General features: G+C 74.6%; 14 protein-coding genes. 6 read left to right on the top strand and 8 right to left on the bottom strand.

The genetic code is table 11. The features are described 5' to 3' along the window. Positions 1-3: 3 nt before the first annotated feature. The gene (locus tag FBY24_RS04950; protein ID WP_142158584.1) at positions 4-1,230 is read right to left on the bottom strand and encodes an MFS transporter; all 1,227 of its coding nucleotides are present in this window, start codon (positions 1,228-1,230) and stop codon (positions 4-6) included. A 542-nt stretch (positions 1,231-1,772) separates the two neighbouring features. On the opposite strand from FBY24_RS04950, the gene FBY24_RS04945 reads away from it, so the two are divergent. From FBY24_RS04945 to FBY24_RS04935, 3 genes are read left to right on the top strand one after another with little or no spacing between them, the layout of a single operon-like run. Beyond that, on the top strand, positions 1,773-3,314 hold the full coding sequence (locus tag FBY24_RS04945; RefSeq protein WP_142158581.1) for a glycosyltransferase family 2 protein: 1,542 nt from the start codon (positions 1,773-1,775) through the stop codon (positions 3,312-3,314). Next, positions 3,307-5,277 carry a glycoside hydrolase family 26 protein gene (locus FBY24_RS04940; protein WP_174243466.1) on the top strand — a complete coding sequence of 657 codons (1,971 nt, stop codon included), beginning with the start codon at positions 3,307-3,309 and terminating at the stop codon, positions 5,275-5,277. Before FBY24_RS04945 ends, FBY24_RS04940 begins: the two co-directional genes overlap by 8 nt. Before the next feature lie 11 nt (positions 5,278-5,288). Continuing rightward, positions 5,289-6,659 carry a UDP-glucose/GDP-mannose dehydrogenase family protein gene (locus FBY24_RS04935; RefSeq protein ID WP_142158579.1) on the top strand — a complete coding sequence of 457 codons (1,371 nt, stop codon included), beginning with the start codon at positions 5,289-5,291 and terminating at the stop codon, positions 6,657-6,659. 143 nt (positions 6,660-6,802) lie between these two features. Here FBY24_RS04935 and pgm read toward each other — a convergent pair whose 3' ends face one another. From pgm to FBY24_RS04915, 4 genes are all read right to left on the bottom strand, one after another. Next, positions 6,803-8,488 (bottom strand): phosphoglucomutase (alpha-D-glucose-1,6-bisphosphate-dependent), encoded by a 1,686-nt coding sequence (gene pgm, locus FBY24_RS04930; RefSeq protein ID WP_142158577.1) that lies wholly within the window; start codon positions 8,486-8,488, stop codon positions 6,803-6,805. Between the two features lie 65 nt (positions 8,489-8,553). After that, positions 8,554-8,829 (bottom strand): Txe/YoeB family addiction module toxin, encoded by a 276-nt coding sequence (locus tag FBY24_RS04925; protein ID WP_142158575.1) that lies wholly within the window; start codon positions 8,827-8,829, stop codon positions 8,554-8,556. 7 nt (positions 8,830-8,836) lie between these two features. Further along, positions 8,837-9,088, bottom strand: a complete 252-nt coding sequence (locus tag FBY24_RS04920) for a type II toxin-antitoxin system Phd/YefM family antitoxin (RefSeq protein ID WP_142158573.1) — start codon at positions 9,086-9,088, stop codon at positions 8,837-8,839. Between the two features lie 40 nt (positions 9,089-9,128). Continuing rightward, complete coding sequence (locus FBY24_RS04915) at positions 9,129-10,109, bottom strand: diacylglycerol kinase family protein (protein ID WP_142158571.1); 981 nt, start codon at positions 10,107-10,109, stop codon at positions 9,129-9,131. A 433-nt stretch (positions 10,110-10,542) separates the two neighbouring features. Here FBY24_RS04915 and FBY24_RS04910 point away from each other — a divergent pair, with 433 nt between their 5' ends. Then, positions 10,543-11,364: a DUF5926 family protein gene (locus tag FBY24_RS04910; protein WP_142158569.1), complete on the top strand. Its 822-nt coding sequence runs from the start codon at positions 10,543-10,545 to the stop codon at positions 11,362-11,364. A gap of 88 nt (positions 11,365-11,452) precedes the next feature. Further along, on the top strand, positions 11,453-12,283 hold the full coding sequence (locus FBY24_RS04905) for a glycosyltransferase family 2 protein (protein WP_370510970.1): 831 nt from the start codon (positions 11,453-11,455) through the stop codon (positions 12,281-12,283). On the opposite strand, the gene FBY24_RS18915 is transcribed toward FBY24_RS04905, so the two are convergent. Beyond that, entirely contained in the window at positions 12,204-14,567 is a 2,364-nt protein-coding gene (locus FBY24_RS18915) for a hypothetical protein (RefSeq protein WP_160158431.1), read from the bottom strand. The genes FBY24_RS04905 and FBY24_RS18915 overlap by 80 nt on opposite strands. A gap of 153 nt (positions 14,568-14,720) precedes the next feature. Here FBY24_RS18915 and pheA point away from each other — a divergent pair, with 153 nt between their 5' ends. Next, entirely contained in the window at positions 14,721-15,677 is a 957-nt protein-coding gene (gene pheA / locus FBY24_RS04895) for a prephenate dehydratase (RefSeq protein WP_142163182.1), read from the top strand. A gap of 13 nt (positions 15,678-15,690) precedes the next feature. Here pheA and FBY24_RS04890 read toward each other — a convergent pair whose 3' ends face one another. Together FBY24_RS04890 and FBY24_RS04885 are read right to left on the bottom strand one after the other, a co-directional pair. Further along, complete coding sequence (locus FBY24_RS04890; protein WP_255432227.1) at positions 15,691-16,356, bottom strand: response regulator transcription factor; 666 nt, start codon at positions 16,354-16,356, stop codon at positions 15,691-15,693. Between the two features lie 2 nt (positions 16,357-16,358). Then, a complete protein-coding gene (locus tag FBY24_RS04885; RefSeq protein ID WP_142158567.1) occupies positions 16,359-17,744 on the bottom strand; it encodes a histidine kinase in 1,386 nt (461 codons plus the stop codon). Positions 17,745-17,806 lie beyond the last annotated feature (62 nt).

The following is a 17,806-nucleotide window of genomic DNA, read 5'->3' as shown; positions in this document are numbered from 1 at the left end:
AGGCTAGGGCGTCCCGGGCACGGCGTCGGCCGGTGCGGCGACCGACGTGCGGTGCAGCGTCGGCCACGCGGCCAGGGTCGTGACCAGGGCGAGGGCGCCCGCGGCGACGACGACGAGGAACCCGGCGTGCGCACCGGCGGCGTCGATCCGCGCGCCCGCCACGGACGAGCCGATCGAGACGCCGACGCCCAGCCCGGTGCCGACCCACGTCAGGCCCTCGGTGAGCCGCCCGGGCGGCACGATGTCCTGCACGAGCGCGTTGCCGTTGATCAGCGACGGGGCGATGGCGAACCCGACCACGAACATCACCGCGGCCAGCACGGCGAGGGACTGGGCCAGCACGAACGCCCCGACGCCGACGGCGAGGGCGACCATGCCGAGGACGAACCGGCGGGGGAGCGGGGCGACCCAGTGGCGGGCGCCGTACAGCAGCCCGGAGATCAGGGACCCGAGGGCGAAGACGGCGAGGACGACGCCGGCCAGGCCGGGGGCGCCGGCCTCCTCGGCGAACGCGACGGTGGACACGTCGGTGGCCCCGAAGATGGCGCCCATCGCGACGAACGCGACGACGAGCACGACCATCGCGGGGTGCCGCAGCACGGTGCCGCGGGCGCGCGGCTCGTGCGCGGGCGCGGGCGGCGGCTCGGTGCCGCGCTGGCCGAGGAACGCCAGACCGCCGACGAGCATGGCCGCCACGGGCACGGCCAGGCCGGCGGCGGGGTGCACGCCGGTGGCCAGCACGGTCGCCAGCACGGGGCCGACGACGAACACGAGCTCGTCGAGCGCCGACTCCAGCGAGAACGCGGTGTGCACGCGGCGGGGGTCGGCGCCGAGCAGCGCGCTCCAGCGGGCCCGCACGAGGGAGCCGAACGAGCCGATGGTGGCGCCGGCGACGACGGCGGGCACGTAGAGGACCGCCTCGGGGGCGCCGGTCAGCGCGGCGGTCACGAGCCCGACGATGCCGGCGGCGGACGCGACGAGCGCGGGGCGCATGACCCGGGCCTGCCCGAACCGGTCGACGAGCCGCCCGATCTGCGGGGAGCAGACGGCCTGCGCGACGACGAAGGCCGCGGAGACCCGACCGGCCATGGCGTAGGAGTCGTAGAGCGCGGCGACGAGGAGGACGATCCCGATGCCGACCATCGACATGGGCATCCGCGCGACCGCACCGGTGGCGGAGAACGCGAGCGCGCCGGGGCGCGCGAGGACGTCCCGATAGGGCTGGAGCACGGGCCCACTCTCGCACCGCGCCGACCCGGTCGCCGACCCCGGTCGGGGTCGGCTTCCTCACAGGCTCTGTGACAAGTGTCCGATATGCGGTGTGACGAGCGCCTCAATGGATTGTGACTTGGACGCCCGTTCTGCCCACATCGTGGATGGTGTCACGAAACACGTCGTTCACACGAATCGTCCGTTCTGGCGGCCCTCTGACCAGCGGCGTCGTCGTAGATGTCCTGTTTTGGGGGGCCCGCAAACCGGACGGAGCGTTCACGCAGAGTTCTCATGGCGGGCTTTACATCAGTGACTCAGGCAAGTCATGGTGGGTGCACCCCGACCGAGGGGTGCCGCACCCAGCGGCACCGGGGGGATGGCCGCGACGCGCGCCCGGTGCACCAGCCGGGCGCGTCGCCGCAGGCGTCAGACCGGTCGGGGGACCGGGGCCCGTGCGGGCCTCCACCGACGCCGGCTGCCGAGGCATCCCGCTGCGTCTCCCGCTGCATCGCCGACGGCGTCGATCAGTACTCCCCTGCCCGGCGAGCGCGAGGAGCGCCATGTTCATCTTCATCCTCCAACTGCGTCACATGTTCGAGGGCCAGAGCGAGATCTACCTGTTCGCGGTGTTCTCGGGCCTCGTGTGGGCGCTGTGGATCCTCAAGGTCGTCCTGTCGCGGCGGTACCGCCCGGCGACGGCCCCCTACGACGTCTCGACGAGCGTGGTCATCCCCGTCGTCGACGAGCCGCTCGACCTGTTCCGCGACGTCCTCCAGCGGATCGTCGACCAGGAGCCCGACGAGGTCATCGTCGTCATCAACGGCGCACCGAACCCCGGGCTCGAGGCCGTGTGCGACGAGTTCGGCGGTCTCGTCCAGCGCGTCCACACCCCGATCCCCGGCAAGCGCAACGCCGTGAAGATCGGCACGCAGATGTCGCGCGGCGAGATCACCGTGCTCGTCGACTCCGACACGGTCTGGACCGACGGCACGCTGCCGGAGCTGGTCAAGCCGTTCGCCGACCCCAACGTCGGCGGCGTCACCACCCGGCAGCGGATCCTCGAGCCCGAGCGCTCGTGGATCACCCGCTGGGCGGACTGGCTGGAGAACACCCGCGCGCTGTACTCGATGCCCGCGCAGTCGTACCTCGGTCAGGTCGGCTGCCTGCCGGGCCGCACCATCGCCTTCCGGCGGCGCATCCTCGTGCAGGTCATGGACGCGTTCATGACGGAGAAGTTCCTCGGGGTGTTCCTCGAGGTCTCCGACGACCGGACGCTGACGAACCTCACGCTGAAGGCCGGCTACAAGACCGTCTACCAGTACTCGAGCCTCGTCTACACCGACGCGCCGCTGCAGGTGAAGAAGCTCTTCAAGCAGCAGCTGCGCTGGTCGCGCGGGAGCCAGTACAACACCCTGCGCATGCTGCCCTGGATGATCGGGCACGCGCCGGTGCTGGCGATCTTCTTCCTCACCGACATCGTCCTGCCGTTCCTGCTGTTCGGGACGATCGCCGGCTGGGTCTACCGCGCCGTCTCCGGCACGGGGATCAACCTCTACCAGGCGATCCTCGAGACGACGACGGGCGTGCAGGGCATCGCCTGGGTCGTCGGGCTCATGGTCGTCTCGTCGGTGCTGTCCATGGCGATCCGGCAGATCCGGCACCTGCAGGAGAAGCCCTCGGACTTCTTCCGGCTGCCGGTCTTCATCATCGTCTCGACGCTGTTCCTCATGCCGATCCGCCTGCTGGGCTTCTTCCGCATGGCGCACGTCGCCGGATGGGGCACCCGTGCCGGGGCGTACGTGGGCAGCAAGGACGACGCCGGCAACGGCGACCTCATCGCCGAGCTCGAGGCGGTCGACCCGCACGCGCCCCGCGACCTCGTGGACCGCACGCCCCCGCACGGCACGCCCGCCGTCGGAGGTGCGCGCCGCCCCGACGACGAGCTCGACACCGACGCGCGGCTCGCGCTGCGCACCCGCACCCGTACCCGCACCGAGGTGGAGGAGCCGGTGCCCGCGCGGCCGCGGCGCAACCTCCAGGTCCTCGTGCCCTACCTGATCGGTCTCGCGATGTTCGCAGCAATGGCGGTGGTGTATGTCTGAGCGCCGCGTGACGCACTGGTGGACGATGACCGGGCGCCTGGGCTTCGCCGCCCGCCTGGGTGCCCTCGTGGTCGCCGTGGCGCTGGGCCTGGTCACGGGCCTGGTCTGGATGTCGCCGCGGTCCGCCGGGCCGGGCGCCACGATGACCGAGGCCGAGGCGCAGCTCGCGCAGGAGAACGCGGACCTGCGCGCGATCCTCGAGGACCGTGACGCCCAGATCTCCGACATCGAGTCCTGGCAGGAGAAGGCCGCGCGCGAGCGGGCCGAGGGCCAGGCCAGCGGCGCCGAGAAGGCGGCGGCGGAGAAGGCCGCCGCCGAGAAGCGCGGCAAGGAGAAGGCCGCGGCGGAGCGCGAGAAGGCCGCGGAGGAGGGCCGGCAGAAGGCGGCCGCCGAGCGTGCCGCCGCCGCCCAGCGCGGCCGGGCCAAGGCCGCGGCCGAGCGTGCCGCCGCCGACGCGCTCGGGCGCGCCGAGGGGGCGCAGGTCCGCGAGCAGCTCGCGCAGCAGCAGGCGGCCGCGGCCCGGGCGTCGCGCGACGCGCTGGCCGCGCAGAGGGCCGACGAGGAGGCGCGCCTGCGGGCCGCCTACGCCCGGGAGCAGAAGGCCAAGGAGGAGGCGGCGCGGCAGAAGGCCCAGGCCGACGCGCTGCGCAAGGAGCGGGACGCGGCGAAGAACCCGCCGAAGCCCACCGCACCGCGCCTGTCCGAGCTGCTCGCGCCCGACCAGCGCTACTTCGGGCTGTACACGCTCCAGTCGCCGTTCAACTGGTCGGAGTACAACGACGTGGCGACGAAGGTCGGCGTCTCGCCGAACATGGCCGGCTACTTCCAGGGCTGGGACTCGGACTTCCGGGCCGACGCCGTCACCCGCTCGTGGGCGCAGGGCGACCTGCCCCTGCTCACGTGGGAGTCGCGCCCGATGCTCGCCGAGAACGACGTCGTCGACGAGCCCGAGTACTCGCTGCCGCGGATCATCGAGGGCGACCACGACGCGTACCTGCGCAAGTACGCCCGGGACGTCGCGAAGCTCAAGCTCCCCGTGGCGATCCGTCTCAACCACGAGATGAACAGCGGCTGGTACCCGTGGTCCGAGCAGACCAGCGACGGTGCGCCCGTCAACGGCAACAACCGCGGCGACTACGTGAAGATGTGGCGCCACGTGCACGACATCTTCGAGGCCGAGGGCGCCAACGCGTACGTGATCTGGGTCTGGGCCCCGAACATCGTCAACCGGCTCCCCGCGGTCAACAAGCCCGTCGAGTACACGCGCAGCCTCTACCCCGGGGACGAGTACGTCGACTGGGTCGGCCTGTCGGGCTACTACCGGCCGCCGTTCGACAAGAACCAGCCGCCGACGTTCGACTACACGTTCGACCGCACGCTGGACCAGCTGCGCTCCTTCACCGACAAGCCCATCCTGCTCGCGGAGGTCGGGGCGACGGAGATCAGCGGCAAGAAGCCGCAGTGGTTCGAGTCGATGTTCACGTCCCTGGCGGAGCCCAGGAACGCCGACATCATCGGGGTCGCGTACTTCCACCACGCGGTCACGTCCTACGTGCAGGGCGAGCGGACCACGAACGACTGGCGCATCACGTCCCGCGCCGACTCGCTCGCGGCGTTCAGGGCGGGCATCGCGAACCCGGCCGCCGGGTTCGTCACGGGCACGGTGATGGCGACGCTCGCGGCGCCGACCACCGAGCCCACCACGCCCGAGCCCACCACGCCCGAGCCCACCACGCCCGAGCCCACCACGCCCGCGCCCACCACGCCCGCGCCGGCTCCGTCCGGCCCGACCCCGGAGCCCGAACCGGCCACGCCGGGGGCGACCGTCCCCGCGACGCCGGGACCGACGCCCACGGACGAGCTGGCCCCGGAGCCGACGTCCGCACCGACGCCGGAGCCCGCCACCGAGCCGGACGACGCGAGCGCCGTGACGCCCGCGCCCCTCGCCACCACCGCACCCTGAGGAGACCGACGATGAGCACCAAGACCTCCCGCACCACCCCGGCCGCCGAGACCACCGAGCAGCCGCGGATCACCGTCCTCGGCACCGGCTACCTCGGCGCCACCCACGCGGTCGCCATGGCCGAGCTCGGCTTCGACGTCACCGGCGTCGACACCGACCCGCACAAGGTCGAGGCCCTGCAGGCCGGCAAGGTGCCGTTCTTCGAGCCCGGGCTCGACACCCTGCTGGAGAAGAACCTCGCCACGGGCCGCCTGCGCTTCACCACGGACGTGGCGTCCGCGGTCGCGCAGGGCGACGTGCACTTCGTGTGCGTCGGCACCCCGCAGCAGCGCACGTCGCACGCCGCCGACCTGCGCTTCGTCGAGGCCGCGACCACCGCGATCGCGCGCCACCTCACCAAGGACGCCGTGATCGTCGGCAAGTCGACCGTCCCGGTCGGCACCGCCGCCCGGCTGCGCGGCCTCGTCGCCGACCAGGCGCCCGCGGGCCTGGACGTCGAGCTCATCTGGAACCCGGAGTTCCTGCGCGAGGGCAAGGCCGTCGAGGACACGCTGCACCCGGACCGCATCGTCCTGGGCGGCGCGTCCGAGCGGGCCGAGCGCGTGCTGCGGCGCGTCTACGCCGGCCCCATCGCCGAGGGCACGCCCGTCGTCGTCACGGACCTGCCCACGGCCGAGCTCGTCAAGGTCAGCGCCAACGCGTTCCTCGCCACCAAGATCTCGTTCATCAACGCGATCGCCGGGGTGTGCGAGGCCGCCGGGGCCGACGTCACGGTGCTCGCCGACGCGCTCGGCCACGACAAGCGCATCGGCCGGCAGTTCCTCGACGCGGGCCTCGGCTTCGGCGGCGGGTGCCTGCCCAAGGACATCCGGGCGCTCATGCACCGCGCCAACGAGCTCGGCGCCTACCGTGCGTCGGGCCTGCTGCAGCAGGTCGACGAGATCAACATGGGCCAGCGCGAGCGGGTCGTCGACATGACCCTCGAGGCGTGCGAGGGCTCGGTGCTGAACAAGCGCGTGGGCGTCCTCGGGGCGGCGTTCAAGCCGCTCACGGACGACGTGCGCGACTCGCCGGCGCTGAACGTCGCGGCCGCCCTGCACCTGCGCGGCGCCCAGGTCACGGTCTTCGACCCCGAGGCCGGCGACACCGCCCGGCGCCTGTTCCCGACGCTCGCGTACGCGACGAGCGCCGAGGAGGCCGTCGAGGGTGCCGACGTCGTGCTCGTCCTGACCGAGTGGGACGAGTTCGTGCAGGCCGACCCCGAGCGTCTCGCCGCGCTCACCCAGGTCCCGCGCGTGATCGACGCGCGCGGCAAGCTCCCCGTCGACCGCTGGCGTTCGGCGGGGTGGCAGTTCACGGGGCTGGGCCGCCTGGCGGCCTGACGCACACCCGTGGACGGCGCCCGGACCCGTGAGGGTCCGGGCGCCGACGTCCTCCCGCAGGTGGTGCCGTTCCCGGGCAGGGGGGCCAGCCGGCGGGAGACCGGCCCGGCGGCGGCACCCTCGGGTGCCGCCGCCGGTGCACGTCAGCCGCCCAGGGCCTGCGAGACCACCTGCTTGGCGGCCTCCTGCACCTGGGCGAGGTGCTCGGCCGAGACGAACGACTCGGCGTAGATCTTGTAGACGTCCTCGGTGCCCGACGGGCGGGCCGCGAACCACGCGTTCTCGGTGGTCACCTTGAGGCCGCCGATCGAGGCGTCGTTGCCCGGCGCCCGCGTCAGCCGGGCCGTGATGGCCTCCCCGGCGAGCTCGGTCGCGGTCACCTGCTCGGGCGACAGCGCCGCCAGCGTGGCCTTCTGCTCGCGCGTCGCGGGCGCGTCGACGCGGGCGTAGTGCGACGCGCCGAACCGGTCGACCAGCTCCGCGTGGTGCTGCGACGGGCTCTTGCCCGTGGTCGCGAGGATCTCCGACGCCAGCAGCGCGGGCAGGATCCCGTCCTTGTCCGTGGTCCACACGGTGCCGTCGGTGCGCAGGAACGACGCCCCGGCGGACTCCTCGCCACCGAAGCCGACGGACCCGTCGACTAGCCCGGGCACGAACCACTTGAAGCCCACGGGCACCTCGAGCAGGCGCCGGCCCAGCGAGCCCGCGACCCGGTCGATCAGCGACGACGAGACCAGGGTCTTGCCGATCGCGGCGTCCGCCGGCCAGCCGGGGCGCGCGCCGGAGAACAGGTAGGAGATCGCCACCGCGAGGTAGTGGTTCGGGTTCATCAGGCCCGCGTCGGGCGTGACGATGCCGTGCCGGTCGGAGTCCGCGTCGTTGCCCGTGGCGATGTCGAACGGCGCCGTGCCGTCCGCACCCGGGCGCATCCGCTCCAACAGCGACGCCATCGCGTACGGCGACGAGCAGTCCATGCGGATCTTGCCGTCCCAGTCCAGCGTCATGAACGACCAGCGCGGGTCCACGTGCGGGTTCACGACCGTCAGGTCCAGGCCGTACCGCTCGCCGATCGCGCCCCAGTACTCCACCGACGCCCCGCCGAGGGGGTCCGCGCCGATCCGCACGCCCGCCGTGCGGATCGCCTCGAGGTCCACGACGTTGGCGAGGTCGTCGACGTACGACGACAGGTAGTCGTGCTTGCGCGTCGTCGACGCGGCCAGCGCGCGGGCCAGCGGCACCCGGGGCACCTGGCGCGACCCCGACCGCAGGATCTCGTTCGCGCGGTCCGCGATCCACCCCGTCGCCTCGGACCCCGCGGGGCCGCCGTGCGGCGGGTTGTACTTGAACCCGCCGTCGCGCGGGGGGTTGTGCGACGGGGTCACGACGATCCCGTCGGCCAGGCCCGGGCCGCGGGTGCGCACGCCCTCGGACGTGCCGGCGCCGTTGTGCCGCAGGATCGCCAGCGACACCGCGGGCGTCGGCGTCCACGAGTCGCGGGCGTCGACGTGCACCTCGACCTCGGCGGCCGCGAGCACCTCCAGCGCCGTGGCCCACGCGGGCTCCGACAGCGCGTGCGTGTCGCGCCCGATGAACAGGGGACCGTCGGTGCCCTGCCCGCGGCGGTACTCCACGATGGCCGCGGTGATCGCGACGATGTGCGCCTCGTTGAAGGCGCCGTCGAGGGCCGAGCCGCGGTGGCCCGACGTGCCGAAGACGACCCGCTGGGCGGGGTCGTCGAGGTCGGGCTGGCGGTCGGCGTAGGCGCTGAGCAGCGCGTCGAGGTCGACGAGGTCGGAGGGCTGGGCGAGGGTTCCGGCGCGCGGGTCCATGGCTCGATCCTCGCCCACCCGGGGCCCTGCGCGCACCCGTTCGCGCGCGTCGTCCGTGCCGCGCCTCAGTCCTCGTAGTGAAACCGGCAGGCGGCCACGCGCAGCTCGTCGCCGACGACCTTGTAGACGAGGCGGTGCTCGTCCGTGATGCGCCGCGACCAGTACCCGTGCAGCCCGTGCTTGAGGGCCTCGGGCTTGCCGATGCCCTCGTGCGGTGTGCCGTCGACCGCGCCCCGGGCGATGTCGCGCAGGAGCTGGTTGATGCGCTTGAGGACGCGCCGGTCCTCGGTCTGCCAGTGGACGTAGTCGTCCCAGGCGGACCCGTCGAAGACGAACTTCACGCCGACGTCACTCCGTGAGCTCGTGCACGGTGCCCCCGCCTGCCTCGAGGCGCTCGATCGAGCGGAGCAGCCGTCGGGCGTTCGCGGGGTTCTGGAGGAGGTAGGCGGTCTCCTTCAACGACTGGTAGTCGGCGAGGGAGACGATGACGACGGGCTCGTGCCCCGCCCGGGTGATGACGACCTCCTCGCGGTCGTCGACGACGGAGTCGAGCGTCTGCGCGTACCGCGCGCGCGACTGCGAGAACGACATGGTCTTCATGGCACCTCCCGGGTGTACGTGAAAGCGTACACCCGAGCCGTCAGGGAGTGCGCTCGCGGGCCAGGGGGTCGCGGCGGACGAAGCCGTGGGGCACGCGCACCTGCATCGCGCCCGCGTCGACGCGCACGACCAGCGGGTGGTCCGGGCCGACCACGTCCGTGAGCTCGCCGTCGACGTCGAGGCGCAGGGTGCGGTCCGTCACGACGTGCACGGTCGCGCCGGTGACGAACCGCTTGTGGTGCATCGGCCGCCACGGCGTCGACGCGTGCAGCGCTGCGGCGCTGACCACCGACGCCCGCCCGGCGCCCCCCAGCGCGTACGCCACGAGGAGCCGGTCGTCGATGCCCGCGTCGACGGCGATCGGGGTGCCGGCGTGCACGCGCCCGTTCGCCACGTTGAGCTGGTGCGTGCGCACGGTCCACGTGCGGTCGTCCGCGGTGATCTGCGCCTCGAACGGCTGGTGCGTGAGCAGGGCCCGGGCCGCGGTGACCGCGTACGCGGTGCGACCCAGGTGCCGCTTGAGCAGGTGCGGGGTGCGCCCCGCGACCTCCGACGACAGCCCGACGCTGACGAGGTTCGCGAACCAGTCGTCGCCGGCCCGCGCCAGGTCGACCGGCACCGTGCGCCCGTGCGCGATCACGTCGAGGGCCGCGTCCAGCCGCAGCGGCAGCCCCAGGCTGCGACCGGTGTTGTTGGTGGTGCCCAGCGGCAGGTAGCCCAGCACCGTCGACCGGCCCGCGAGGTGGTCGACGACGGCGGCCAGCGTCCCGTCGCCCGAGCCCACGACGAGCAGCGGCGGGGTGTCGGCCAGCACGCGGGGGAGCAGCTCGGGCAGCTCGGCACCCGGGTCGTGCACCACGTGCACGGCGCTGACCTCGACCCCACGACGTTCGAGCGCCGGCGCCACCCGGTGGTGCAGCGCGGCCCCGCGGCGCGAGCGCGCGTTGACCACGACGACGGCCGGCCCGACCGGCGCGGTCGGGCCCGGTGCGTCGACGGTGCGCCGGGCGGCGGCGGTCATCGGGTCCTCCTGCGGGTGTCGGGCGACGGGGCCGGCGTCGGCCGTCGCGTGCACATGATGGGCCACCCGGCCCCGGCTGCCCACCCCCGTCCGGCGGCGCCCCGATCCTCCCCGCCCCACCTGGGCCCACCCTCTGCCCCACCTGTGCCCACCCGGTGCCCACGACCGCCCCACCCGCCCGGCCCCGCCCTCCCACCGACCCCGTCATCTGCGGTGCCTCGAACTGTCGTGGCGCCACAGAAGACGGTGTCGGCGTGCGCTGGGGGTCGTGCGCTCGCCACCCTGCCCCCGCCGACCCCGTCGTCGATGGTGCGGCCGGTGCCGGTGGTGCGAGGGATGACGGGGTCGGCGGAGGTGGGGGTCGGTCGGGGCGCCAGGGATGACGGGGTGGGGAGCGGGTGGTGGGTGCGGATCGGGTCGGTAGCCTGGGGCCGTGGCTGCTCACGACCTCTTCGTCCTCCGTCCCTTCGAGGGCCTGCCCGGTGAGCCCGACTGGGTCGCGCTGCGCGAGCTCGTCCCGGCTGCGACGGCGACCGCCCGCACGACCGCCGAGCACGGCTCCCGCGACGTCGTCGTGACGACCGTCCTGCCCAACGGCTGGCCCGCCCTGCACCGCGCCGACGGCACCGTGCTCGTCGCGCTGCAGACCGGCACGAGCTCGGGCGACGCCAGCCGCGACGTCGCGACCGCGCTGCTCCTGGCGCTCGACGCCGAGCCGGGCACCGCGATCGAGCACACCGGCCTGCCGACCCCCGGGCCCCGCCTGCAGGACGTCCTCGACCTCGACGTGTCGTTCGAGGTCACCGTCCAGGAGTCGTTCGCGTACTGGCTCGACCCGTCCACCGAGGTGACGCCGGAGCTCGGCGCGGCCATCGAGGAGGCCGACGCCGGCATCATCGACACGCGCCGCCTCGCCGCCGTGGGCTCGGCCTACTGGTGCCGCATGGGCGCGCGCGAGTACGTGCGCTGGGCGCAGGGCGAGGACGAGCAGGTCGTGCTCGACGGTCTCGCGCGCCTGCACGGCCGCCGCGAGTCCGGCTTCGACGGCGCCAAGTTCATCGGGTACTTCCGTGCCGCCGGCATCGTCGTGCCGGTGTGGGAGCTGGCGCGCGGCTCCGAGGCCGAGGACGTCGAGGGCCCTCTCGCCCAGTTCGCGCCGGCGCTCGCCGCCGCCATGGCGGACACCGCACCGCTCGACGCCAACGCCCGCCGCGCCCGCGCCGGTCTCGTCGCCCGCCAGGTCACGCTGCGCTGATCGTGACGTCGGCCCGCCCCGGGCGCCCACCGGCGCCGCGGGGCGGGCCGACGCGCGCCCGGGCCTGCAGCATCGTTAGGGTGGAGCCGTGACGCGCCAGGGCAGCAGCACGGCCGACGAGGCCGCCGGGACGGTCGAGCCTGCGCGGACCGCCGCACGCGGGCGGCAGCGCCGCAGGGTCGCGGTGATCATCCCCGCCAAGGACGAGTCCCGCCGGATCGCGGCGACGGTCCGCTCGGCACGGGCCATCCCGTCGGTCGACCTCGTGCTCGTCGTCGACGACGGGTCCGAGGACAACACCCAGCACGTCGCCCGCGAGGCCGGTGCCGTGGTGGTGCGGCACTCGCACAACCGGGGCAAGGCCGCGGCGATGGAGACCGGCGCGGCCGTCGTGGCGATGCGGGACGCGCCCGAGCGCCCGCCGCGCACGCTGCTGTTCATCGACGGCGACCTCGCCGAGACGGCCGTGAACACCGCACCGCTGGTGCCGCCGGTGCTCGAGGGGCTGGCGGACATCACCATCGCGACGCTCCCGCCGCAGCCCGGTGCCGGTGGCCGCGGGCTGGTCGTCGGCGCGGCCCGGCGGGCCATCGTCTCGATGACCGGCTGGACGCCCGTGCAGCCGCTGTCGGGCATGCGCTGCCTGACGCGGGAGGCGTTCGAGGCCGCGACGCCGCTGGCGCACGGCTGGGGTGTCGAGGTCGGCATGACGATCGACCTGCTGCGTCAGGGCTTCCGGGTGCTGGAGGTGCCGTGCGAGCTCAAGCACCGGCCGTCCGGCAGCGACCTCAAGGGCCAGCTGCACCGTGCCGCGCAGTACCGCGACGTGCAGATCGCGGTCAACGCGCGTCGGGCACGGGCTGCGGCGGGGGCTGTGCGGCAGAGCCTGGCACCGGGGGAGCGTCGCCCGGGTCGTTGAGCCCGTCCGGGTCCTCGCGCCGCCACTGCGCGGCGGCGGCGACCAGGCACGGCACGGCGACGGCGATGCCGGTGGCCGGCACGACGATCCCGGAGTCGTTGATGAGGAAGCCCACGGTGAGCGCCACGCCCGTCGCGGCGACCGCGGCCCGCAGCAGCGGGTAGGCGCGCTGGAGCCCGGCCAGCGGTGAGCCGTCGCCGAGCAGCCGACCGCCGCGCGCCCGCGGGCCGGCCAGCACCAGCCACGTCAGCGCCACACCCGTGACGACGAGCAGCAGGTACCGCCACGACGTGAGGATCCGCAGGTTGGCGGAGATCTTGCGCCACACCACGTCCCACAGGCCGCCGTCGAGCACGGTGGCGAAGAAGCGGCCCAGGTGGGTGCGGTCCGCGGGCGGGCGCAGCCAGTCGAGCACCGCGAACCCGAGCACCACGGCGACGCTGATCGCACCGACGGCGAGCACGACCCGCCACGAGACGCGCCGCCCGCTGACGGCGACCGCGAGCATCGCGAACGCCACGAGGATCGCGGGCGGCCCGCCGAAGTCCGCACCGAACTGCGGTGCGCCGTCGGCGACGACGAGCACCAGGCCGATCGCCACGACCGACGCCAGCGCGGCCCGCCGGCGCCCGGCACGCAGCAGCATGTCCGCCACGACCACCGCGAACAGCACGCCCGCGGCGGTGATCAGCGCGAACGCCTGGTTGCTCATGCCGTAGAACCGGGCGGCCATGATGCGGTGCGCACCCATCGGCGAGTCGACCACCAGGTGCGATCCGGTGAACGCGTCGAGCACGAGGACGACGACCGTCACCCCGGCGACGACGCCCGCGGGCCCGAGCACGTGCCGCCGCCACGGACCGGCCAGGGCGAGCACGGTGATGGCGGCGGTGAAGGCCAGCACCGTCGCCCAGAACGCCTGGGCGGGCCGGTCCGCCCGCCACCACGGCACGAGGCCGGCGAGGAACGAGGCGACCGGTGCGCTGCCGAGCGCGAGCGCCGCGACCTTCAGCACCCGCAGCACCGCGCTGAGCGGGCGGCGGTCGCCGCGGCCGCGCCGGGTCAGCGCGATCGCCGCGGCCACGAACAGCGCGGCCTGCGCGAGCACCAGCTGGGCGGAGAAGCCCCCCGAGACCCGGGTGATCGCGGACGCCTGCTCCTGGATGTCGACGAGCTCGGCCATGCGCGCGCCGCCCGTCGCCGGGCCTGCGGTCGGACGGATCTCCGCACCCGGCAGCGCGGGGGCGTCGACGCCGAGCAGCGCCAGCAGCGTGGGCGTCACGTCGACGGTCTGCACGACGCCGGCCTGGCGGGTCGATCCCGACGTGAGCAGCGCGGACGCGTACGGGTCGCCCTCGGCCCGCGGGCCGGTGAACGCGGCGAGCTGCAGCGCGACCCGCCCCGAGTCGGCGAGCGAGACCAGCAGCACGGTGGCGTTCTCGCCGCGCAGGGCGGACAGCACCGCGTCGACGTCCTGGTCGATCGTCACGGCCTGCTGCGCCCGCGTCGGCTCGACGATGGACTCCGAGCCGGGCAGCGACTCGTCGTCGGTCAGGCCCCCGCCCAGCAGGTCCCCGCCGGTCGCTCCGTCGGCGTCGTCGGACGGGTCGGGCTCGGGTGCCGAGGCGCGCGGTGCGGTCGCGTGCCCGGGGTCGCGGATCTGCCCTGCGTCGACGACGACGAGGTCGGCCTCGGCGTCGCGCACGGCCTGGCGCAGCTGCGTCGGGGTCGAGGGGGAGCGCAGGTGGTCCCCGACCGGGACGCCGTCCGACCCGGCGAGCGCGATCGCCGCGCCGGGACCGATGCCCAGCGCCGTGGCGCCCGCCTCCGCGAGCACGTCGCCGAGCAGCCCCGGCTCGGCACCGTACGACTGCCCGGCGGCGGACGTCAGGTAGTCGTCCCACCCGGGCACCTGGCCGGACTCGCCGGGCTCGCGCAGCGCCCGGCACGTGCCGTCGTCGGCGGGCAGGTCCGACGCCCGGTTGCCCGCCGAGACGGCGAGCCACCCGTCGGCCGGGCACGACCGCGTCGTGACCGACCGCGCCGCCACCGCACCCACCGCGCCGTCGTGCGCGAGCTCCCACAGCGCGGGCGTCGTCAACGAACCCACGTCGTCCCACCGCAGCCCGGCGACGCCGACGAGCACGACCGGCCCCGGCGCGCCGGCCTCCTCGTCGCGCGTCGCGGCGGACGCGGCGGGGGCGGTGACGAGCCCGAGCGTCGCGGTCAGCGCGGCCGACGCGGCGAGCAGGGCAGCGCTCAGCGCGCGCAGGGATCGGGGCACCGGCCCAGCCTACGTGCGGGCACTACGCTCGTCGGGGCCGCGCGGACCGGTGCCGCCGAGCCCTCACGGGCTCTGCACAGCACCTCCGGCCGTCGGCCGCCGAACCCCGCCCCGCGCGGGGGCGACGACGGAGGGGAGGACGCCGTGCCGGTGCTGCGCTACGCGTACCTGGGGCCCGCGGGCACCTTCACCGAGGAGGCGCTGCGCCAGGTCGCCGCCCCCGAGGACGCGCACTACCTGCCGCAGACCGACGTCGGCTCCGCGCTCGCCGCCGTGCGCTCCGGCGACGCCGACCGTGCCGTCGTCGCGATCGAGTCGACCGCCGAGGGCGGCGTCACCGCCACCCTGGACGCCCTCGCGACCGGCAACCCCCTGGTGCTGCTGCGCGAGATGCTCGTGCCGGTGCAGTTCACGCTCGTCGCGGCCCCCGGCACGGCCCTCGCGGACGTCCGCCGGGTCAGCGCCCACCCGCACGCCTGGGTGCAGTGCCGCCGCTGGCTGGCCGCGACCCTGCCGGGCGCGGTCCACGTGCCCGCGACCAGCAACACCGCCCCGGCCGCGATGCTCGCCGACACCCTCGCCGCCGGCGGCCCGGACGCCGCCGCGTCGCTGGCCTTCGACGCCGCCCTCGTGCCGCCCGCGGCCGTGCACACGTACGGCCTGGTGCCCCTCGCCGAGCACGTCGCGGACAACCCGTCCGCGCAGACCCGCTTCGTCGTCGTCGGCCCCCCCGGCGAGGTCCCGGCCCCCACGGGCACCGACAAGACGACGCTCGTGGTGCACCTGCCCGACAACGAGGCCGGCGCCCTGCTGGCCATGCTCGAGCAGTTCGCCGCGCGCGGCGTCAACCTGTCCCGCATCGAGTCCCGCCCCATCGGCGACGCCCTCGGCCGCTACTCGTTCTCCATCGACGCCGAGGGCCACATCACCGACGAGCGCATGGGCGAGGCGATCATGGGCCTGCGCCGCCGCTGCCCCTACGTCCGGTTCCTCGGCTCCTACCCGCGCGCCGACGCCGTCGCCCCGACCGTGCACCTGGGCACCGCCGACGAGGACTTCGTCGCCGCCCGCGACTGGCTCCGCCGCGTCCGCACCGGCGAGGCGACCTGAGCGACGGGCGGCATCAACGTGCCGTCGTCGGCACCTGGCCGCGATAGGCGGCGACGACGACCTGGACACGGTCGCGGCACCCCGTCTTGCGCAGCACCTCCGAGACATGGGACTTGACCGTCTCCTCCGCCACGACGAGCTCAGCGGCGATCTCCGTGTTCGACAGGCCCCGCATGAGGCCGTCGAGCACGTCCCGCTCCCGTGGCGTCAGGGTCTCCACCAGCGCTTTCCACGCCTGCCGGTCCGGCCCTGCGACGGCACGCCGGTTCACGCGTGGGCCGAGCAGCATGGCGCCGCCCGCGACGAGCCTGACCGCGTCGACGAGGTCGCCCACCGGTGAGTCCTTGAGCACGAAGCCTCCGGCGCCCGCCGCGAGCGCCCGGTCGACGTACTCGTCGAGGTCGTACGTGGTGAGCACGAGGACCCGAATCGTCGGGTGGGCGGCGACGATCAGCCCTGTGGCGGAGATACCGTCCATGACAGGCATCCGGACGTCGAGCAGGGCGAGGTCGGGACGGGTGCGGGCCACCAGGTCGACTGCCGCGCGGCCGTCCGCGGCCGTGCCGACCACCTCAAGGTCGGGCGACGCGTCGAGCATCGCCGCGATCCCTTCCCGGACGACGTCCTGGTCGTCGGCCACCACGACGCGGGTGACAGGTGACGCGGTGCCGGCGAGCACTGTCACTCCTGGCCTCCAGTGGGCAGGCGTCGCCCAGCCGCTCCGTCTGCAGCGAGGATGGCGTCTGAACAGTCACCCGTCGGCAGGTCGACGACCAGCCGGAAGGCACCGTCGACCGCGCCCGCGGTGACGGTCCCACCCAGCGCAGCGACCCGTTCGCGCATGCCTATGAGTCCAGTGCCGGGCTCGTCGGCGGGATGGTTCGCGGCGTTCTCGACGACGACTCCCACCCCGCCGTCGCGCGAAGTCGCGATGACGGCTACGGACGACCCCGGGGCATGCCGTCGTGCGTTGCTCAGCGCTTCCTGCACCACGCGGTACAACACGTACCCCGTCGTCGCGGGGACGCCGTCCCAGCGGCCGATCATGACGACGTCCTGACCGGCCGTCCGGGCAGCATCGACGAGCGCGTCCACGTCGGCGACCCCGGCCTGCGGCGCTGCCGGTGCATCCTGCGCCCGCTCCAGCACGGCGATCACCTGCCGCAGCTCGGCCAGGGCGCTACGGGCGTCGGAGGCGACGGAGCGGAGCACGTCCGTGGCCCGCCCGTCGAGGTCGGGGTGGACGAAGGGGGCGCTCTCCGCGCGCACGGCCGCGAGCGACATGTGGTGGGCGACCACGTCGTGCAGGTCCCGCGCCAGGCGGGACCGCTCGGCCGTGACGGACCGGTCCAGCTCGGCCCGTCGTCCCACCGCGCGCGCCCACGCCGTCGCGGCGCCGTACCGCAGGGCGGCGCCCAGGGCGGCGGCGACGGTGACGGCCGCGCCGAGGTACGCGGCGAATCCGACGACGGTCCACCACCCGGCGGGGCCTCCGGTCGCGTGCACGGGGCCACCGCTCGTGAGGATCGCCATCGACGGCTCAGCGTTGAACGCCGCGACGGCCCCGACAGCCAGCACGTACGTGGGCACCGCGGACCGCAGACGCCGGACGGCCGTCACCACGGCGACACCCGCGAGGCCCCACCACCAGGAGAGCAGGAAAGTCCCCGCCAGGAGGGTGCAGAGCACCACGGGCAAGGCTGCCAGCACCACCGCGGGAACCGGGTCGCGTACGGCGATGAACAGGCCTGCCACGACGCTGAGCGCACCGAGCCACGCCAGGACGGGCAGGGCATCGCTCAGCCACGGGGCAGCGTCCCGCACCGGGTCGACCCACGACGGCGCACTCCCCCAGACGGCGACCTCCCCGTCGACAGTCGTGATCCGCCGGTACGGGTCGACGACGGACGTCCGCGCGGTCTCGACGACCACGACGACGGCCAGCGACGTCGCGACGACGAGGGCGAGTGCCGCCGGCCGACGGTCTGGCGCCAGCAGGCGCGCGGCGAGCGCGCCTCGCGGGGCAGCAGCGGGCTCGGGCGGCGGGGCGAGGAGGGGTGTGCTCACGACTCGATCGTCGGGGGCCCGGGTATGCGTGCACCACCCACCTGCGGGGGAGATCCGAGCCC

This window comes from Cellulomonas sp. SLBN-39 (assembly GCF_006715865.1).
Lineage (GTDB): Bacteria > Actinomycetota > Actinomycetes > Actinomycetales > Cellulomonadaceae > Cellulomonas.
Note: the sequence above shows the minus strand (reverse complement) of the source record. Positions and strands in the feature narration are given on the sequence as shown.